The sequence below is a fragment of the Serratia ficaria genome (genome assembly GCF_900187015.1).
Taxonomy (GTDB): domain Bacteria; phylum Pseudomonadota; class Gammaproteobacteria; order Enterobacterales; family Enterobacteriaceae; genus Serratia; species Serratia ficaria.
The window spans coordinates 1,551,531-1,567,047 of record NZ_LT906479.1 but is presented as its reverse complement, the minus strand read 5'-3'; the positions used below and the strand labels follow the sequence as shown (position 1 = coordinate 1,567,047).

The following is a 15,517-nucleotide window of genomic DNA, read 5'->3' as shown; positions in this document are numbered from 1 at the left end:
TTGCCCTTACCCCGCTGAAGAAGTGGCCAGCGTCTGCTGACGCCAGGCGGTGAGATAACGAACCCAACGTTCGAACAGCATGTCGGTAATGATAGCCAGCAGGGCCACGACTGCCGCCCCCTGGATCACATAGGCGGTATTAAACCCGCTCAGGCCGATGATGATCGGCGAACCGAGCGTTTTAGTGCCGACGGTGGAGGCGATGGCGGCGGTGCCGATGTTGATGATCACCGACGTGCGAATGCCGGCGACGATCACCGGCGCCGCCAGCGGCAGCTCGACGCGCCATAAAATTTGCCAGGCGCTCATCCCCACGCCGCGGGCGATTTCACGCGTGGAAGCCGGTACCGACTCGATGCCCGCCAGCGTGCCCTGCAGGATCGGCAGCAGGCCGTACAGCACCAGCGCAATGATCGCCGGCTGCTCGCTGAAGCCCATCACCGGCACCGCCACCGCCAGCACCGCGACCGGCGGGAAGGTCTGCCCCACCGCCACCAGGGTCTCCACCAGCGAGCGGAACTCCTTCCCGGCGCGGCGGGTAACGCCGACGCCCGCCGCCACGCCGATCGCCACGGCGATCAGGCTGGAAACCGCCACCAGCGACAGGTGGGCGCCCACCAGCGAAATAAAGCTGTCCTGCTGATATACCGGCCGTTCCAGATCGGGAAACCAGGCGGCGAACAGGCCGTGCAAATGCGTCATGCCGAACACCAGCGCCAACAACAGCGCCAGCGTCCAGGGCAGCGGATCGCGTAACCGGCGCAGCCGACGCGCGCCCTGCGGCGCCTGTTGCCGGCTCATGACAGCGCCTTGTCGGCGATCAGATCGGTAAAGTGCAGCACCCCCAGCGCCTCCCCCCGTTCGCCCACCACCGGCAGGCGATCGCTGCCGCGCGCCACGAATACCGACAGCGCTTCGCGCAGGCTCATGGCCGCGGCGATGGGTTCGCCTTCGGCGACGCCGGGCCGCACCCGTTCGGCGACCCTGCCCAGCGCCAACAGCTTGATGCCGCGATCGCTGCGGCCAAAGAAATCGCGCACGAAGTCATTGGCCGGCTCGGTCAACAGTTCCAGCGGCGTACCCTGCTGCACTACCCGCCCCTGATCGAGCAGCACGATGCGGTCCGCCAGCCCCAGCGCCTCGTCGATGTCATGCGTGACCAGCACGATGGTGCGATCCGAGAGCTGGTGAATGCGCGCAATCTCGGCCTGCAGCGCCGCCCGCGTCACCGGATCGAGCGCGCCGAAGGGTTCATCCATCAGCAGCACCTCGGGATCGGCGGCCAGCGCGCGCGCCACCCCCACCCGCTGCTGCTGCCCGCCGGACAGCTGATGCGGATAGCGGCTGCGGAACAGTTCCGGCTCCAGATGCAGCAGCTCCAGCAGCTCGGTCACCCGATCGCGAATGCGCGCGCGCGGCCATTTCAACAGCTGCGGCACGGTGGCGATATTCTCCTCCACCGTCCAGTGCGGAAACAGGCCGATCGACTGGATCGCATAGCCCATGCGGCGCCGCAGATCCTGCGGTTTGAATTTCTGGATCTCTTCACCGGCAAAGTAAATCTTGCCGGCGTCATGCTCGATCAATCGGTTGATCATTTTCAGGGTGGTGGACTTGCCGGAACCCGAGGTGCCGATCAACACGGTGAATTCGCCCTCGGCGATCTGCAGCCTGAGGTCGTCCACCGCCGGCTTGCCCTGAAAAATCTTGCTGACATGGTCAAAGTGAATCATCGGCGCGACACTTCCAAAATTGAAACAATGAATTTAAACAGCGAATCGACGATTACCGCCATCAGGATCACCGGGATCACCCCCAGCAGCACCAGATCCAGCGCGCTGCTGAGCAGCCCCTGGAATACGATGGCGCCAAAGCCGCCGGCGCCGATCAGCGCCGCCACCACCGCCATGCCGACGGTCTGCACCGCCAGGATGCGCACCCCGGTCAGAAACAGCGGCAGCGCCAACGGCAACTGCACCCGCAGGAAAATCTGCCCGCGGGTCAGCCCCATGCCGGTCGCGGATTCAATCACGCTGGCCGGCACGCTCTGCAGCCCGGCCACCACGCTGCGCACCAGCGGCAGCAAGGCATACAGCACCAGGGCGACTATCGCCGGCGCCATGCCGATACCGCTGACGCCGTGTTCCGCCAGCCAGGGCACCGCCGTCGCCAGCCCCGCCAGCGGCGCAATCAGCAGGCCGAACAGCGCAATCGACGGCACGGTCTGAATGATGTTGAGCGTAGAGAATATCGGGGTCTGCCAGCGTTCGGAGCGGAAACACAGCACCCCCAGCGGCACGCCGATCGCCAACGCCGGCGCCAGCGTCGCCAGCAGGATGGTCAGATGCTGCCACAGCGCGGCGTCGAACACGTCCTGCCGGTTGTGATATTCCTTCAGCAGCGACAGCTGATCGAGCTGATGGCTGAACAGCAGCGCCGCCGTCGGCAGCACCGCCAGCGTATTGCCCAGAATGCGCCACAGGTGCGAAGCGGTGATGCGCGTCATGGCATCGGCGGCGATCAACAGGCTCAACGCCATCATCAGCCAGCAGCCGCTGCCCCAGGAGGTGCGCGCCAGCCGCGAGCCCTGCTGCGCCAACTGCCCGGCGGCGTGGCCGCTGAGCCAGAAGGTCAGCGTCAGCAAACCGCAGGCGGCCAGCGCCGTCAAACAGGCCCGGCGGCGCAGCGGCCGCAGCAGGCTGAGGATCGCCAGCGCCAGCATCGGCAGCAGCAGCCACAGCGCCGGGCCGTGCAACAGGGAAATCAGGGAAATGCTTTTGCCCGACAGCAGGCGATTGGGGGCATAGCTGAGGAACGGCAGGCCAAACGCGGCCAGCAGCAACAGGATAAACAGTGTCAGTAATACGCGGTTATTTACGGCAATCAAAGAAACTCTCCGGCTCCATAACAAATGGGCCCTGTTCTCCCCCTCTTCCGGCGGAAGAGGGGGAGCCTCAGCGCTATCCCTTAACAAACCCTTTCTCTTTCAGGTAAGCGGCCGCCACCTGTTTGGCGTCCTGGCCCTCCACCGCAATCTGCGCGTTGAGCTTCTGCAGCGTCGGGCCGTCCAGCGAGGCGAAGACCGGCTTCAGCAACTCGGGGATATTGGCGTGCTGCTTCAGAGCCGCTTCGCGAATGATCGGCGCCGGGGCGTAAATCGGTTGCACCCCTTTAGGATCCTCCAGCGTCTGCAAACCCAGCGCCGCCACCGGGCCGTCGGTGCCGTAGGCCATCGCCGCATTCACGCCGGAGGTCTGTTCCGCCGCCGCCTTGATGGTCACCGCGGTATCGCCGCCGGCCAGCGACAGCAGCTGATCCTGATTCAGTTTGAAGCCGTAGGCGTTCTGGAACGCCGGCAGCGCATCCGGGCGTTCGATGAATTCCGCCGACGCCGCCAGCTTGAATTTGCCGCCGCCGCTGATCCACTTGCCAAGGTCGGCCAGGGTTTTCAGATGGTTGGCGTCCGCCACGTCCTGACGAATGGCGATAGTCCAGGTGTTGTTGGCCGGCGCAGCGTCCAACCAGACGATTTTATTTTTGTCGTAATCGAGCTGCTTCACCTTTTCGAATCCGGCCCGAGCGTTTTTCCACGCCGGATCTTTCTCATCGGAGAAGAAGAACGCGCCGTTGCCGGTGTATTCCGGATACAGGTCAATCTCGCCGGAAGCGATCGCCCCGCGCAACACCTTGGTGGTGCCGAGCTGCAGCTTGTTGGTGGTCTTGATGCCGTTGGATTCCAGCACCTGCACGATGATGTTGCCGAGCAGCGAGCCTTCGGTGTCGATCTTGGAACCGACGCGCACCGAGTCCGCCGCCTGCGCCAGGCCGCTGGCGGCCAGCAGGGTCAGCGCCAGTGCAAAGAAACGTCCGCGTGATGGGGTGATTGCCATACTTTTCCTCTGGTTGTGTGCTTTCCGGCTATTTGGCCAGATCGGTTGGAAAATCTTGAGAAGCGCGCTTCCATCGCGCAATTAATGTCTCCGCCGGCCAGGCTTCGCCATCGCCCGGCGGCTGTTCAGGCGGCTCGCCGCCGCTGAACGGGTGGACCCCGACGTCGATGGGCGTAAACGCATAATCGTTCACCCACGCGCCATAGCCCTGCACCACGAATCCCTGGCTGCGCTGCCGATAGGCGCCGCGCTCCGCCAGATACACCTCGCGTAAACCGTACCACGGCAGGCCCGGCAGATCATGGTGTACTAAATGATAGTTCAGATTGAGAAACAGCAGCCGCCACGGCCAGCCCGCCTCATTAATAATAGAACGTGCCTGCGGGGCTTCCACGGCGCGGTGCTCGAAAAACGATCTCACCTTGGTCAGCGCCAGCGCCGGGTAGCTGACGGCCAGCAGATAAAATGCCGCGCCGACGCCCTGCGCCTGCAGCCAGCGCAGCACCGCCGCCAGCAGCAGCAGATGCACCAGCCACATCGCCAGCGTGCGCCGCTCGCCGCCGGCGACAGCCTTCAGCGCCTGGCCCAGCGTGGCGGCGATATCCAACGCCGGGCCCAGCGCCACCCGGCCGGCCAGCGTATTGCGCACGCCGGCCAGCACGGGGAAGAGCCGCGGAAAACGCCGCCACTGCGCCTCGCTGAAATAATAGCTTTCGGGATCCTCATGCGGATCGGTCAGGTGTTCGTTGCGGTGGTGCCGAATATGCGAATCGCGATACAGGCCATAGGGATACCACACCGCCAGCGGCAACAGGCCGAACAGCTGATTGACCCGCGGCCAGCGCGTCGGATGGCCGTGGATCAGCTCATGTTGCAGCGACAGATACCAGGTGGTGAGCAGGATCAGCAGCGGCGTGCCGAGCCAGGGGCCCAGCGCCTGCCAATAGTGCGCAACGCCGAACCAGCCGCCGTATACCGCCGCCATAATCCCCCAGGTGGGCAGCTCCAACCGCCAATACCAACGCCGATAAAGCTGCCGGATCCGCTGACGTTGTTCAGGGTGCAAATAGTGGCTGTGGCTTTTTTCCAGGGGCATGCTGCGGCTCGCGTAAGGGGATTTTCCTCAGTATCTGCGAGCCGCAGGGCCGCTCAAAATAACGAAAGCGGCAAAGCAAAGTTAAAAATCAGCTGGTTGCATGAGCCGCCCGGCGATCTGGCCGTCTTGCCCCGCCGTGCGGCGGGGAAACTATAATCAGAAGGACCTGAAACACCTTCTCAACGGGCAAAAGCGAATGAACGAGCCACGGCCGCATCGGGCGGCGGTAGTCAGCGCAGAAGGCGCCCCCCTGGCGTTTCGCCGGCTGCGGCTGCGGCCGCCGCGGGCGGATGAGGTGCGGGTGCGGCTGGCGGCCTGCGGCATCTGCCATACCGACCTCAGCTGCTGCGCCGGCGCCGCCGCAGGCTCGATTCTCGGCCATGAGGGCGCCGGCATCGTCGAGCAGATCGGCAGCGCGGTGCGCAGCGTGCAGCCGGGGGATGCGGTGGTGCTGTCCTATCAGTCCTGCGGCCGCTGCCCGGCCTGCCTGCGGCAAAACCCGGCGCACTGCGAGCACTTCTGGCGGCTCAACTTTGCGTTTCAGCGGCTGGACGGCAGCAGTGGCTACCCCGCTCCGCTGCATGGCCATTTCTTCGGCCAATCCTCGTTCGCCAGCCACAGCCTGGCGAACGAACGCAACCTGGTAAAAGTGCCGAAGGAACTGCCGCTGCCGGTGCTGGCGCCGCTCGGCTGCGGATTGCAAACCGGCGCCGGCACCGTCATCAACACCCTCGACGTGCAGGCCGGGCAGAGCCTGCTGATCGTCGGCGTCGGTACGGTCGGCATGGCCGCATTGATGGCGGCCCGCATCCGGCGCGCCGCCCCCATCATCGCGCTGGATATTCATCCGCAGCGCCTGCGGCTGGCGAGCGAGCTGGGCGCCACCGCCGCGCTGCACGGCGAAGATCCGCAGTTGGAACGGCAGTTGCGGCGGCTGGCTCCGCAGCTGGATCACGCGGTGGAAACCAGCGGCGATGCGCGGTTGGATCGGCTGGCGCGCGCGCTGCTGCGCCCCGGCGGCGGCATGGCGCGCCTGGCCGGCGGCCCGGCGATGAAACTTTCTCACGATCGCCGGGTATTGAGCGTGATCCAGGGCGACGCCGTGCCGCAGCGATTCATCCCGTGGATGATTGCCCGCTGGCAGGACGGTCAGTTTCCGTTCGATCGGCTGATTCGCTTCTATCCGTTTCAGGACATCAACCGGGCGCTGGCCGAGGCGCAGGCGGGTTTGGCGATCAAAGCGGTGCTGCGCTGGGATTAATCCCCGCCAGGAGCATGGTTAAATTCCTCTTAACATGATGATTTTTCAACAACCTGCGGTTGTAAGCTTATAACCAGAAAGAATTGGTGAGCGCCGACGGCGCACCGTTATGCTCGGATTTTTGCCTACCAAGAAAAAATATCATGTCCAGTTATATTGCGGCGCCCGGCGCCCTTTCTGCAGGGAATTCAGATTTTCCGCCCGGCGAGGCGGTCCTCCTCCGCAACGCCGCCGACGTCTCGACGCTGGTCAACGGCGGCGCGGCCAAACGCAACAACGCCCGGGTGGTGGTGGCGATTGCGCTGGGCGGCGTATTCCTCGACGCCTACGATCTGGGCGCGCTGGCGTTCGGCATCAAGGACGTAGCGCGCGAATTCAACCTGACGCCCACCGGCACCGGCCTGGTGGCCTCGGCCATCACCTTCGGGGCGATCATCGGCGCCTTTATCGGCGGGTACCTGACCGACAAGATTGGTCGCTACCGGGTGTTTATGGCCGATATGTTCTTCTTCGTGGTCGCCGCGCTGGCCTGCGCCTTTGCACCCAATGAGTGGGTGCTGGGCGGCGCGCGTTTTGTGATGGGCCTCGGGGTCGGCATCGATCTGCCGGTGGCGATGGCGTTTCTGGCGGAGTTTTCCAAGCTGTCCGGGCGCGGCAACAAGGCGGCGCGCATCGCCATGTGGTGCCCCACCTGGTATGCGGCGATCAGCATCTCCTACCTGCTGGTGCTGCTGCTGTATGCGGTATTGCCGGAAAGCCATACCGACTGGCTGTGGCGTTTGATCCTCGGTTTCGGCGCGGTGCCGGCGCTGGCGATCATCGCCATTCGCAGCCGCTATATGAGCGAGTCGCCGGTATGGGCAGCCAACCAGGGCGATCTCGAGGGCGCGGCGGCCATTCTGCGCCGCTCCTATAACGTCAACGCCGTGGTGGCCGCGGATGCCGAACGCGGCAAACCGGCGCAGGCCCGGCGCGCGTCATGGCGCAACTACGGCGCGCTGCTGCAGGGGGTTTATCTGCGCCGCACCATTTTGGCCACGGTTATCGCCATCGCCTCCTCGTTCGCCTATAACGCCGTGGCCTTCGGGCTGCCGGTGATCTTGTCCAGCTTCCTGGCGCAGTCGATGCTCAGCACCATTTTGGTGTCGCTGGCGCTGAACCTGCTGTTCGCCTTTGTCGGCGGGCTGATTGCGGTGCGGCTGGTGCCGAGGGTGGGCGCCTGGAAAATGACCGTGCTGGGCTACGCGTTCCAGCTGGCGGCGCTGCTGGGGCTGGCGCTGATCGGCAGGCCGGACGGCGGCGCGGAGGCGGCGGTATCGATCGGCATGCTGGCGCTGTTCTTGCTGGGGCAGGGCTTCGGCCCGGGCTCGCACAGCATGACCTTCGCTTCGCTGAGCTACCCGACCTCGCTGCGCGGCGTGGGCGTCGGTTTCAACCAAACGCTGATGCGCTCCAGCTCCACCCTGTCGCTGTTCTTGTTCCCGGTGCTGTCCGCAGCGCTGGGCACCGGGGTGTTTTGGGTGATCGCCCTGGCGCCGCTGGCCGGGCTGGCGGCGTTGCTGAGCATTCGCTGGGAGCCCTCTGGCTACGACGTGGACGCGGAAGATTTCCAGTCGACCGCGTCATAAACAGCGGGCGCGATACTCATGAGCATTGCGCATTAAGTTAACAAACTGGCAGGCTAATAACTTATTAAGGTATTAATTGACCAGGTTAACGGCGCTTCCCGACCGGGGAGCGCCATCCCGACGCGTCAGTCGCGGTTAATCTCCAGCCAGCGCCGCTGCTCCGCGGAAGCGGCAATCGCATCCAGCACGCAAGACACCTTCCAGCCCTCTTCGAAATCCGGCCACAGGCGGTCGCCGGCGGCGATGCCGTTGACCAAATCGCGGATCTCCACCGTCTTCTGATCGTTAAAGCCGATGCCGTGCCCGGCGCTGATGCAAAACGCGGCGTAGTCCGGATGCTGCGGCCCCACCAGCAGCGTTTTGAAGCCCTGCCGCGCCGCCGGTTCATCGTGGCGGTACAGCTTCAGCTCGGCCATCCGCTCCTGGGTGTAGCTCAAGGTGCCTTTGGTGCCGGTCACCACGTAGGTCAGCCCCATTTTGCGCCCGCAGGCGATGCGCGAGGTTTCGATGGTGCCCATCGCGCCGCCGGCGAAACGCACCAGCGCGCTGGCCTGATCTTCGTTTTCCACCGGGTGCATCCGCGTCGGGTCGTTAGCGTCCGGACGCTGTTTGATGATGGTCTGCATATCGCCGGACACCGCCACGATGTCCCCCACCAGGTAATGCGCCATATTGACGATGTGCGCCGCCAGATCGCCCAACGCCCCCAGGCCGGCGGTGGCTTTGCGGCAGTGCCAGTCGATCGGCGTGCGCGGATCGGCCAGATAATCCTCGTTGTGGGTGCCGTAAAAATGCACCACGTCGCCGATCTCGCCGTTGGCGATGATCTCGCGCGCCAGCTGGCTGGTGGGGTTTTTCATATAGTTGAAGCCCACCAGCGTTTTGACCCCTTTGGCGCGGGCGGCCTGCACCATCTCCGCCGCGTCGGCGGCGTCCAGCGCCAACGGTTTTTCGGAATAGACGTGTTTGCCGTGGCGGATCGCCTCCAGCGCCATCTCTTTATGCAGGAAGTTCGGGGCGCAGATATCCACCACATCAATCGCCGGGTCGGCAACCAGTTGCCGCCAGTCGCCGGTCGAACGCGCAAAGCCGAATTCGGCCGCACGCTGCGCCGCCAGCTCCGGCGTCACCTCCGCCAGCATCGCCAACACCAGCTCGCCCTTCAATGGAAATACCGTAGCGGCCTGCGCATAAGCGATGGCGTGACAACGCCCAATATAGCCGGTGCCGATTAACCCAACGCGTACCTGTTTCATCACCCTCTCCCGTTGCCGATGTCCATAACGTGGCGGCGCGTCACACAATGAAACGCACCATCTGACACAGGTTTATATGAAATATAAATTTCAATAACAAGCCGGAGATAACATAAAAATGATATTCGTGATGGCGTTCATGAAACGCTGATAGATGGCTGCAACGGCCCAGGGGCGGTTCGCAATCTCCCCCGGCCGGAGCGGCTAAAATGAATCGTTTATTTCAAAATCAGCGTCGAGCGGCAGCTGATGTGCCGGTCCACAATATCTTGCGCAGGTTGATCGAGGATGCCTTGCCCAGTAGCTTCAGCATCGCGCCCTTACTCCAGCCAAAAAGCCTTGCGCCCTTCCCGCCGCGCTTGCGCGCGGGTCAGGCCGATGTCCGCCAGCTGCGCGTCGTCCAGCAACAGCAGCGATTGGCGAGTGCGGTAGCGCAGCAGATAGCGGCGCCAGGGGAAAAACAGTAACCGGCGCGGTGCCGGCGCGCCATCAGCGGACAGTGTCATCATCATTTTCTCCTTCGTGATCCTGCATTGATGATGCGACGCCGGGGGAAAACAATACAGATTCACGCAGGCGATATTTTTTCCATACAAAAGCTGTCTCGGCGCATCTGAATGGTCTACTTTAACAGCATCTGTACCGCTTTTTTATTCCCTTTCCCTTACTTTAGGCATCTGTATGACACGCTACGCCAGGCTGGCCGCCATCCTAAGCCAGCGCATAGAACAGGGTCTGTATCCGGCCGGCGACCGCCTGCCTTCGGTTCGCGCGCTGAGCCAGGAACACGGCGTCAGCATCAGCACGGTGCAACAGGCCTATCGCCAGCTGGAGGAGCGCCAACTGGTGGAGGCGCGCCCCAAGTCGGGTTACTTCGTGCGGCCGCGGCGGGCGCCGGCGGCGCTGCCGGCCGTTACCGCGCCGGTGCAGCGCCCGGTGGATATTTCCCAGTGGGAACAGGTGCTGGAACTGATCCGCAGCAAGCCGCGCGCCGGCCTGATACAGCTGGGGCGCGGCATGCCGGATATCGCTGAACCGACGATGAAGCCGTTGATGAAAGCGCTGCGGGACGCGGCCCGCCACGGTGATTTACGCAGCCTTTACTATGACAGCATTCAGGGAGTCAGCGCGCTGCGCGAGCAAATCGCCCGCCTGCTGCTGGATTCCGGCTGCCGCATCGACGCCGAACAGCTGATGATCACCACCGGCTGCCAGGAGGCGCTGTCCGCCGGGTTGCGCGCGGTGTGCCGACCCGGCGACATCGTGGCGGTCGATTCCCCTTGCTTCCACGGCACCATGCAGACGCTGAAAGGGTTGGGCATCAGGGCGCTGGAAATCCCGACCGATCCGCTAGACGGCATCAGCCTGGCCGCGCTGGAAATGGCGCTGGAGCAGTGGCCGGTCAAGGCTATCCTGTTGACCCCCAACTGCAACAACCCGCTGGGTTACATCATGCCGGAGGCGAACAAGCGACGCTTGCTGACGCTGGCGCAGCGCCACGACGCGGCGATTATCGAAGACGACGTGTATGGGGATATCGCCTACCAGTATCCGCGGCCGCGCACCATCAAGTCGTTCGACGAGGACGGCCGCGTGCTGCTGTGCAGCTCATTCTCCAAAACGCTGGCGCCCGGCCTGCGCGTCGGCTGGATCGCCCCCGGCCGCTATCTGGAACGGGTGCTGCATATGAAGTACATTGGCTCCGGTTCGACGGCCACCCAGCCGCAGCTGGCGATCGCCGACTTTATTCGCCATGGCCACTACCTGCTGCATCTGCGGCGCATGCGCGCCCGCTATCAGCAGAACCGCGATCGGATGACCGACTGGATCATGAAATACTTCCCGGCCGGCACCCGCGTCAGCCAGCCGCGCGGCGGTTTTATGCTGTGGATCGAGCTGGATGAAGAGTTCGATACCCTGCGGCTGAATCGCTATCTCGAGCAGCAAGGCGTGCAGATCGCCGTCGGCAGCATTTTTTCCGCCTCAGGCAAATACCGCAACTGCCTGCGCATCAACTACGCGGCCAAACTGAGCGCGGAGATCGAACAGGCGGTACTGCGGGTCGGCGCCACCGTGCAGCAACTGATGGCGGCCGATACATTGGCGCGATCGGATTAGCTTTTGGCGCAATGGGATTATCGGCGCACCGCCTAACCTTCTAGAGTGAAACCTCACCCCACGAGCAGGTAAGGAAGGTTGTCATGTCTCACTCTCAGGTATGGTTAATTACCGGCAGTTCGCGCGGTCTCGGCCGGCAGTTGGCGGCGGGAAAATCATAAGGAGCAAGCAGTGAGCAGCGATCAAATCCCGGTTTCCAGCGCCCTCGCGGTTCGCCTGGCGGCGCTGGGGGTGGACATCGAACGGGTCGGCCAGTTGGCCGGCCTGCCCGCCGGCCTGCTCAGCGACCGGCGCGAAAAGATCAGGCTGACCACCCGGCAGTTCTTCGCTACCTGGCGCGCCCTCGCCCGCCTGACCGACGATGCCGCCTTCGGCCTGCGTCTTGGCGGCGACGTGGCGCCGGAGCACTACGACATCGCCTCGGTCGCCGCGCTGCATTCCGCCACTCTGGGCGAGGCGCTGCAGAAGGTCGCCCGCTACAAGCGGCTGGTTTGCCCGGAAGAACTGATGCTGGTGGAGGACGGCGACAGCGTGCGGCTGCATACCCGTTGGATCATGGCCGAAGGCCACGCGCCGACGCTGTTGATCGACGCCATGTTCGCCTCCATCACCACCCTGTGCCGCCGCGGCACCGGCCTGGCCATCCAGCCGCGGGCCATTGAGCTGACGCGGCGCCGGGACCCGGCCTCGCCGCTGCCGGGGCATTTTGCCTGCCCGGTGCATTTCGACGCGCCGCTGGACGTGCTGGTATTCGATCGCGCGCTGATGCGGCAACCTTTCATCACCTACAATCAGGACATGCTGGCGCTGTTGTTGCCGGGGCTGGAGGCCGAGCTGGCCAAGACGCGCGAAGAGAGCGACCTGCCGGCGCAGGTGATGGCGATCCTCGGCCGCAGCATGCGCGGCCAGCGCCCCAGCGTCAACAGCGTCGCCGCCGAGCTGTACGTCAGCCCGCGCACCCTGCAGCGCCGCCTGCAGCAGCACGGCTACAGCTACCAGCAGCTGCTGGACAAAACCCGCCATCGCACCGCCTGCCAACTGCTGGCGGACACCGACCTGGAGCCGGGTGAAATCGCCTTCGTGCTGGGTTTCGAAGAGCTTAATTCGTTCAGCCGCGCCTTTATGCAGTGGGAAGCGCTGACGCCGAACCGCTGGCGTACTCAGCGCACGGCGGGCAAACAGGGGAACAGGATATGAAAGTGATATTATTCGGCGCCGGCGGCATGGTCGGCCAGGCGCTGACAGCCGCGCCCTGATTCTGCTAGCATAAAGCCGCGCGCGCGGGCGGTTTGCCCGCGCTTTCGCCACTGCGACAGAGACCGACATCATGCCGTCAAACATTCTCCTCAGCGCCTGCCTGGCCGGCTTTAAAGTTCGCTACAACGGATCCGACAAACCCCTGATCGACGCCACCCTGCAGCGCTGGCGACACGAAGGCCGCCTGGTGGTGTGCTGCCCCGAACTGGCCGCCGGTTTTTCCACCCCGCGCCCCGCGGCGGAAATCACCCCGCAGGGCGATGGCGCCGCGGTGATCGCCCTGCGGGCGCGGGTCATCGAATCCGGCGGCGGCGACGTCACCAGCCAATACCTGCTCGGCGCGCATCTGGCGCTGGAAACCGCCCGCCGCCACGGCTGCCGTTTCGCCCTGCTGACCGACGGCAGCCCTTCCTGCGGCAGCCGATTCATCTACGACGGCACGTTCGGCGGGCAAACCCGAGCCGGCAGCGGCGTCACCGCCGAGTTGCTGCGCCAGCATGGCGTCGAGGTGTTTTCCGACCGTCAACTGCCGGCGCTGATCGCCCGGATTGCGCATGAGGACGGCCGTTAATCCCGCTGTATCAGGTATTCGGCCAGCCGCCGTTGCAGGTGCGCAATGCCCTGCGGATGGTGAATGAACTCCGCGATGGGCATCATCCGCCAATCCTGCCCCTCATCGCCAAAGCGAATGGCGGCGATCTGCTCCGGCCGGATATCGCCCACCATAAACCAGGTCGGCGGATAGCCGGGGAAAATGCCGTCGTAGCGCCGCCGCCAGCCGACCTGCCGCGCGCCGATGAGCAGGCCGAACTCCTCCCAGGTTTCGCGCCGCACGCACTGCAGCGGCGTTTCGCCGTTCTCGCGCCCGCCGCCGGGCAGATCCCAGAGACCGGGCCAGGGAATGCCCGGCTTGTCATCGCGTTGATACACCAGCAATCGATCGTCGCAGCGCAGCGCGATTTTCGCCCCGCCGAAGCTTGCGTTAGCCATGCCACCTCAAATTGTCCGCCACCAATGCCGCTCATCATACCCCATCCCCTCGCCCCCTGGTGTATAGTGAAAATCCGTTTTCACCACAGGCGAACAATGACGATGAACTCTCCTTTTCTGGTTACTCCCCAATGGCTTGCGCAACATATCAACGATGAAGATCTGGCGGTGGTCGACGTCAGGATGTCCCCGGTTGGCCTGACGCCGAAAAAAGACATGCTCGCCGAATTCGAACGCGGCCATATTCCGGGCGCGGTGTACTTCGACATCGATGACGTGGCGGACAAAAATACCGATCTGCCGCATATGCTGCCGACGGCGGAGGCTTTCGCCGCGGCGGCCGGCAGGCTGGGCCTCAGCGAAAAACGACGCATCGTGTTTTATGACGAGGGCAATCAGTTTTCGGCGCCGCGCGGCTGGTGGACCTTCCGCAACTTCGGCGCGCGGCAGGTTTACCTGCTGGACGAGGGCCTGAACGGCTGGACGGCGCTGGGCCAACCTTTGGAAACCGGTGCGGCGCAGCCGACGGCGCGCACCTTCAACGCCCGCTTCAACGCCGACGCGGTAGTGAATATGCAGCAGGTGGAACAGGCGCTGAACAGCGAAGTGCAGATCCTGGACGCCCGCGCCGCGCCGCGTTTCTACGCCGAAGCGCCGGAACCGCGCCCGGGCCTGCACCGCGGGCATATTCCCGGCAGCATCAATATTCCCTATGGCGAGCTGCTGGAAAACGGCCGTTTCAAATCGCTGGCGGCGCTAAAGCAAACCTTCAGCGATAAGGGGGTAGACATCAATGGCCCGATCGTCACCAGCTGCGGTTCCGGCGTGACGGCGGCGGTGCTGGCGTTCGGCCTGCTGTCGCTCGGCGCGCCGCAGGTCAAACTGTACGACGGCGCCTGGACCGAATGGGGCGCGCTGAGCGGCCGGCAGCCGATCGAACAGGATTAACCGTTAATCCGCTCGACCACGATTTGCGCCAGCCGCTGGATGGCGGCGGAGGGATGATCCTCGGCGCGATGCAACACCACGCCGAGTCGGCCAAGCGGCGGCAGCACGCCGGGCGCCAGCGGGGCCAGGCCCGGCGGCAGCCCGGCGTCGGTGCGCAGCGTCACGCCCAGCCCGGCGCTGACCGCCGCCCAAATGCCGTTCAGGCTGCGGCTGGTAAAAGCGATGCGCCACGGAATGCCGGCGCCATCCAGCGCCTGGATGGCGGCGCTGCGCATCAGACAGGGCGCATCGAACATCACCAGCGGCAGCGGTTCATCCCCGCTCTGCCAGGGCGCCGGGTCAAAGTTCGGCGAGGCTATCCAGCGCAGCTGCCGCTGCCCGAGCGCCTGATGAAACGGCGAACGCAGGCCGCCATCCCAGGCCAGCGACAGGTCCAGCTGGCCTTTCACCACCCATTCGATCAGTTCGGCGTTGCGGGCGATGCGCGCCTCGATGCGCACCTTGGGATTGGCGCGGGCAAAGCTGCCCAGCACCTGCGGCAAGAAGGTTTCGCCGAAGTCCTCCTGCAGCCCCAGCCGCACCGTCCCCTGCAAATTCAGCCCGCGCACCGCGGCGGCGGCCTCGTCGTTCAGCTCCAACAGGCGCCGCGCGTAGCCAAGCAGCGTTTCGCCGGCCTCGGTCATCACCATGCCGCGCCCGGCCTTGCGCAGGATCGGCGCGCCCACCTGCTGCTCCAGCTTTTTCAAATGCGCGCTGACCGCCGAGGTTGAGCGCCCCAGCCGCTCCGCCGCTCTGGCGAAGCTGCCCAGCTCAACGCCGGTGACGTAGCTGCGCAAGTCCTCGAGATCGAAGGTAATTCGCCGCATGCTGACCATCCTGATTTTGCGAACTGTTAGCCTGAATAATGCCGAATTTTACCGTTTAAAGATGGCGCGTCGCGCTCTGCGGGTCAACGTCTTTCAATACCCTCCCTGCGGGTTTCGCGCCGGTCTTCCTTTTGACCACACTGCGCCGCGGGTTGACAGCCAAACATGATATTGACAATCATTATCAATACTGCATTTTCAATGACC

General features: G+C 64.4%; 16 protein-coding genes. 7 read left to right on the top strand and 9 right to left on the bottom strand.

What is annotated here, in order from left to right; translation table 11 throughout:
• Window positions 1–6 precede the first annotated feature (6 nt).
• The 5 genes from CKW09_RS07480 to CKW09_RS07460 form a co-directional block, all read right to left on the bottom strand.
• Complete coding sequence (locus CKW09_RS07480) at window positions 7–801, bottom strand: ABC transporter permease (RefSeq protein WP_061797656.1); 795 nt, start codon at window positions 799–801, stop codon at window positions 7–9.
• A complete protein-coding gene (locus CKW09_RS07475) occupies window positions 798–1,733 on the bottom strand; it encodes an ABC transporter ATP-binding protein (protein ID WP_061797657.1) in 936 nt (311 codons plus the stop codon). Before CKW09_RS07475 ends, CKW09_RS07480 begins: the two co-directional genes overlap by 4 nt.
• Window positions 1,730–2,884, bottom strand: a complete 1,155-nt coding sequence (locus CKW09_RS07470; RefSeq protein WP_161990705.1) for an ABC transporter permease — start codon at window positions 2,882–2,884, stop codon at window positions 1,730–1,732. The genes CKW09_RS07475 and CKW09_RS07470 overlap by 4 nt, the downstream gene beginning before the upstream one ends.
• Window positions 2,885–2,960: 76 nt before the next feature.
• Window positions 2,961–3,890 (bottom strand): glycine betaine ABC transporter substrate-binding protein OsmF, encoded by a 930-nt coding sequence (osmF, locus tag CKW09_RS07465; protein WP_061797658.1) that lies wholly within the window; start codon window positions 3,888–3,890, stop codon window positions 2,961–2,963.
• Window positions 3,891–3,918: 28 nt separating this feature from the next.
• Window positions 3,919–4,986, bottom strand: a complete 1,068-nt coding sequence (locus CKW09_RS07460) for a fatty acid desaturase (RefSeq protein WP_061797660.1) — start codon at window positions 4,984–4,986, stop codon at window positions 3,919–3,921.
• Window positions 4,987–5,182: 196 nt separating this feature from the next.
• On the opposite strand from CKW09_RS07460, the gene CKW09_RS07455 reads away from it, so the two are divergent.
• Together CKW09_RS07455 and CKW09_RS07450 are read left to right on the top strand one after the other, a co-directional pair.
• Window positions 5,183–6,247 (top strand): NAD(P)-dependent alcohol dehydrogenase, encoded by a 1,065-nt coding sequence (locus CKW09_RS07455; protein ID WP_095096418.1) that lies wholly within the window; start codon window positions 5,183–5,185, stop codon window positions 6,245–6,247.
• A gap of 143 nt (window positions 6,248–6,390) precedes the next feature.
• Window positions 6,391–7,875, top strand: coding sequence for an MFS transporter (locus tag CKW09_RS07450; protein ID WP_061797663.1), 1,485 nt, complete (start codon window positions 6,391–6,393; stop codon window positions 7,873–7,875).
• A gap of 125 nt (window positions 7,876–8,000) precedes the next feature.
• Here the strand turns inward: CKW09_RS07450 and CKW09_RS07445 are convergent, their stop codons facing one another.
• Window positions 8,001–9,131: a Gfo/Idh/MocA family protein gene (locus tag CKW09_RS07445; protein ID WP_061797664.1), complete on the bottom strand. Its 1,131-nt coding sequence runs from the start codon at window positions 9,129–9,131 to the stop codon at window positions 8,001–8,003.
• A gap of 320 nt (window positions 9,132–9,451) precedes the next feature.
• A complete protein-coding gene (locus tag CKW09_RS07440) occupies window positions 9,452–9,640 on the bottom strand; it encodes a DUF1127 domain-containing protein (protein ID WP_095096415.1) in 189 nt (62 codons plus the stop codon).
• A 172-nt stretch (window positions 9,641–9,812) separates the two neighbouring features.
• Here CKW09_RS07440 and CKW09_RS07435 point away from each other — a divergent pair, with 172 nt between their 5' ends.
• The 3 genes from CKW09_RS07435 to CKW09_RS07425 all read left to right on the top strand — a co-directional run bounded on the left by CKW09_RS07435 (window position 9,813) and on the right by CKW09_RS07425 (window position 13,077).
• Entirely contained in the window at window positions 9,813–11,249 is a 1,437-nt protein-coding gene (locus tag CKW09_RS07435) for an aminotransferase-like domain-containing protein (protein ID WP_095096412.1), read from the top strand.
• A gap of 171 nt (window positions 11,250–11,420) precedes the next feature.
• A complete protein-coding gene (locus CKW09_RS07430) occupies window positions 11,421–12,446 on the top strand; it encodes an AraC family transcriptional regulator (RefSeq protein ID WP_061797669.1) in 1,026 nt (341 codons plus the stop codon).
• Window positions 12,447–12,576: 130 nt separating this feature from the next.
• Window positions 12,577–13,077: a DUF523 domain-containing protein gene (locus CKW09_RS07425; protein ID WP_061797670.1), complete on the top strand. Its 501-nt coding sequence runs from the start codon at window positions 12,577–12,579 to the stop codon at window positions 13,075–13,077.
• Here the strand turns inward: CKW09_RS07425 and CKW09_RS07420 are convergent.
• Window positions 13,074–13,496: an NUDIX hydrolase gene (locus CKW09_RS07420; RefSeq protein ID WP_061797671.1), complete on the bottom strand. Its 423-nt coding sequence runs from the start codon at window positions 13,494–13,496 to the stop codon at window positions 13,074–13,076. The genes CKW09_RS07425 and CKW09_RS07420 overlap by 4 nt on opposite strands.
• 102 nt (window positions 13,497–13,598) lie before the next feature.
• On the opposite strand from CKW09_RS07420, the gene sseA reads away from it, so the two are divergent.
• A complete protein-coding gene (gene sseA, locus CKW09_RS07415) occupies window positions 13,599–14,444 on the top strand; it encodes a 3-mercaptopyruvate sulfurtransferase (RefSeq protein WP_095096409.1) in 846 nt (281 codons plus the stop codon).
• Here the strand turns inward: sseA and CKW09_RS07410 are convergent.
• A complete protein-coding gene (locus CKW09_RS07410) occupies window positions 14,441–15,310 on the bottom strand; it encodes a LysR substrate-binding domain-containing protein (RefSeq protein ID WP_095100059.1) in 870 nt (289 codons plus the stop codon). The genes sseA and CKW09_RS07410 overlap by 4 nt on opposite strands.
• Here CKW09_RS07410 and CKW09_RS24695 point away from each other — a divergent pair.
• The gene (locus CKW09_RS24695) at window positions 15,309–15,479 is read left to right on the top strand and encodes a hypothetical protein (protein ID WP_165283103.1); all 171 of its coding nucleotides are present in this window, start codon (window positions 15,309–15,311) and stop codon (window positions 15,477–15,479) included. The two genes, CKW09_RS07410 and CKW09_RS24695, sit on opposite strands and share 2 nt — an antisense overlap.
• The last annotated feature ends 38 nt before the right edge of the window (window positions 15,480–15,517 follow it).